At 41.1% G+C, this 3,142-nt stretch carries 4 protein-coding genes; all 4 read left to right on the forward strand.

Going from position 1 to position 3,142, the window contains the following annotated elements; genetic code table 11:
- Window positions 1-961 (forward strand): anion permease (locus HZC12_04025; protein ID MBI5025895.1); only part of this gene is annotated, 961 nt, incomplete at its 5' end.
- 105 nt (window positions 962-1,066) lie between these two features.
- Window positions 1,067-1,273: a type II toxin-antitoxin system VapB family antitoxin gene (locus HZC12_04030; GenBank protein MBI5025896.1), complete on the forward strand. Its 207-nt coding sequence runs from the start codon at window positions 1,067-1,069 to the stop codon at window positions 1,271-1,273.
- Window positions 1,263-1,664 carry a PIN domain nuclease gene (locus HZC12_04035; protein MBI5025897.1) on the forward strand — a complete coding sequence of 134 codons (402 nt, stop codon included), beginning with the start codon at window positions 1,263-1,265 and terminating at the stop codon, window positions 1,662-1,664. The genes HZC12_04030 and HZC12_04035 overlap by 11 nt, the downstream gene beginning before the upstream one ends.
- A 1-nt stretch (window position 1,665) precedes the next feature.
- Window positions 1,666-3,108, forward strand: a complete 1,443-nt coding sequence (locus HZC12_04040) for a HAMP domain-containing protein (protein ID MBI5025898.1) — start codon at window positions 1,666-1,668, stop codon at window positions 3,106-3,108.
- Window positions 3,109-3,142: the final 34 nt, after the last annotated feature.

The raw sequence follows: 3,142 nt of genomic DNA on the forward strand, positions 1-3,142 counted from the left end.
AGTTACAATCCTTATTGCAGATGCCCTTGAGGTAGACCCTTTGCCTTATCTTATCTCATGCGCTCTGGCATCAAACATCGGCGGTACAGCTACACTCATAGGTGACCCGCCAAATATAATGATTGCATCAAAGGCACAGTTAAATTTCATGGACTTTATATACCATCTTACACCAGTAATAATAATAACTATGATCTTCTATGTCTTTGCCATAAAACTTATATGGGGTAAGAAACTCAAGACAAAGGAAGAACTCAAACAGAGGATAATGCAGATGAATGAAAACGAGGCGATAAAAGACACCGTGCTCCTTAAAAAATCTCTCGTAGTACTCGGTTTGGTATTGACAGGTTTTGTGTTTCACGGCGTGCTCCATTTCCAGCCTGCCACAATAGCCCTTTTCGGGGCAGGTCTTCTGCTCCTGCTTTCCAAAACCCATGAGCCGCACCATATCTTAGCAGAGGTGGAGTGGCCTACGTTATTCTTTTTCATGGGTCTTTTTATCATCATCGGCGGTGTTGTAAAGGTCGGCCTTATAAAATGGATGTCCATTCAGGTTCTTAATATAACTCAGGGGAACCTATTTGCAACGAGCATGGTCGTAATGTGGTTTTCGGCTTTTGCCTCAGCGTTCATTGACAACATTCCCTATGTTGCGACAATGAACCCGCTGATTATCGATATGGCAAAACAGCTCTGGCCAAATGTTTCAGGCATTCAGCTTTTACATCATCCCGACCTGATGCCTATCTGGTGGTCATTGGCTCTTGGGGCATGTCTCGGCGGAAACGGCACTGCAATCGGCGCATCTGCAAATGTCATAGTAGTTGGCATGTCTGAGAAACTCGGCAAAAGGATATCATTTGGCAAGTTTATGCTGTACGGCATGCCATTTATGATAATGACTGTTGTTATTTCGACCGTGTATGTCTGGCTGAGGTATTATGTGTTGAAGATATAATTGAGAACCAGACAAGAGGCAGCGAAAAGCTGCCTTTTTTGCCTTTTTTGTGTGTATTTGACAGGCATAAAAAATTATTTTATTATATGCATAAGGAGGTGTTTTATGAGAGCCACCATAGAGATAGACGATAGGCTTTTTGAGGAGGCAAAAAAACTTACCTCGGTAAAGACCAAAAAGGAACTTATAAACTTGTCACTGAGAGAACTTATAAGAAGAAAAAGAATAGAACATCTTTTAAGCCTGTTTGGAAGCTCGCCTGTGGATATAACCCTTAAGGATGTTGAAAGGTTCAGGGAAGATGAATTCTGAGAGATTCATGGTTGATACAACTGTGTGGATTAAATACCTTCGGGGACTGGTTCCGTCTTTGAGGAATCAAATCAGTTCTCTGGCTTTAGAAGACAGGATTTATACATCTGAGATAATAATTATGGAGATTTTAAGGGGTGCAAAATCCGACAGGGAATATAATATGCTATATGATGATTTCCTTGCACTCCCTCAACTTATAATAGACCGCAATGTATGGGAAACAGCGTGGAAGACCGCTTATAAGCTTAGAAAAGGTGGCGTTAATGTGCCGATGGCTGATGTGATAATATCGGCAACTGCAATGTATTATAAATGCACACTCATGCATTCTGACAGGCATTTTAATATGATAGCAAAACATGCATCGCTAAAAGTCTTAGAAGTCTGACATGAAAATTAGAGACAAACTCTTTCTCGGTTTCGGCCTTTATATATTCCTCGCTTCAATCCTTGGCTTTTTAACATACAAAGAACTGCAGACAATTACTACGAAATTATCCCTTGTAGAAACAGCGGATGACATAACAAATACATTCCTTGAGGTGAGGAGATATGAAAAAAATTTCATGCTTTATAGGGATAAAGACAGCCTGCATGAACTCAAGCAATATCTCGGCGTATTAAAAAGAAACATTGACAATATTAAAACTGAAATTATCAAAGAGATAGGGATAAATAACTATGACATGATGAAAAAGACGATAACAGAATACGAGCGTCTCTTTGATAGGATGGTGGAAGGTGAAAAAGATGTTATTGACAGGATGAGATTAAAGGCGAGGGAGATACAGTCCTTTACAGAAAGCCTGTCAAAGAAGGAGAGGGCAAATATAGATGCTGTGAGTAAAAGGTCTATAAGGTTACTTTTATATGCACTGCTGACAATTATAGTATTGGGAACTATCATAAACATAAAGTTAGGCATGAGCATTGCCCGTCCAATAAAAAGTCTTGAAGAGATAACAAAGAAGGTTGCAGGTGGTGATTTCTCTGAGCGAATTGAGATTAAGGGCAGGGATGAGATTGCATCACTCGGAGCGTCCTTTAACCAGATGGAAGAGAGGCTTCAGGATACGATGAAATCGCTTGAACTCGCAATCAAAAGACTGCACGAAAAACAGGAGCAGCTTGTGGAAGCAGAAAAATTAGCTTCTTTGGGCAGGATCGCAGCAGGTGTTGCACATGAAATCAATAATCCCCTTGCCATAGTCAATGAAAAGGCAGGGCTGATGCAGGACATCCTGCAGATGTCCGGGGATTTCCAGAACAAGGAAAAGTTCTCGAACCTGATAGACGGAATTATCGGCAGTGTAAACCGCTGTCGTGCCATTACCCATCGTCTCCTCGGATTTGCCCGCAAAATGGATGTGACCATCGGGCCGATGGATTTGAACGAGAGCATTAAAGATGTGAAAGGTTTTCTCGAAAAAGAGATTTTGCTTAAAAGCATCCGAATTGAAATGAACCTTATGGATGGACTGCCCAAAATCAATAGCGACAAGGGACAGATTGAGCAGGTCTTTCTGAACATCATGAAAAACGCTATTGATGCAGTTGAAGAAGGCGGCTTGATAGTGGTTTCAACAGGAATAAAGGACGAAAATACTGTTCAGGTTTCCATCAGGGACAACGGTCCAGGAATGCCAAAGGACAAGCTGAAACATATCTTCGAACCCTTCTTTACAACAAAGGGAAGGGAGAAGGGAACGGGTCTCGGGCTCTTTGTGTCGTACGGGATTATGAAAAAATTAGGGGGCGGTATACTTGTAGAAAGCGAAGTTGATAAAGGGACGACATTTATCATTGAGATTCCTGTTAACCTGTTAACCTGAGGATATAAAAGAGATGGTCGTGAAAAAAACAAAA

The organism is Nitrospirota bacterium, from assembly GCA_016214385.1.
Lineage (GTDB): Bacteria > Nitrospirota > Thermodesulfovibrionia > UBA6902 > JACROP01 > JACROP01.

What these genes read in the sequence shown, in the direction of transcription:
- HZC12_04030 (MBI5025896.1), top strand. Translation starts at nt 1,067, where the DNA reads ATGAGAGCCACCATAGAGATAGACGATAGGCTTTTTGAGGAGGCAAAA.
- HZC12_04035 (MBI5025897.1), top strand. Translation starts at nt 1,263, where the DNA reads ATGAATTCTGAGAGATTCATGGTTGATACAACTGTGTGGATTAAATAC.
- HZC12_04040 (MBI5025898.1), top strand. Translation starts at nt 1,666, where the DNA reads ATGAAAATTAGAGACAAACTCTTTCTCGGTTTCGGCCTTTATATATTC.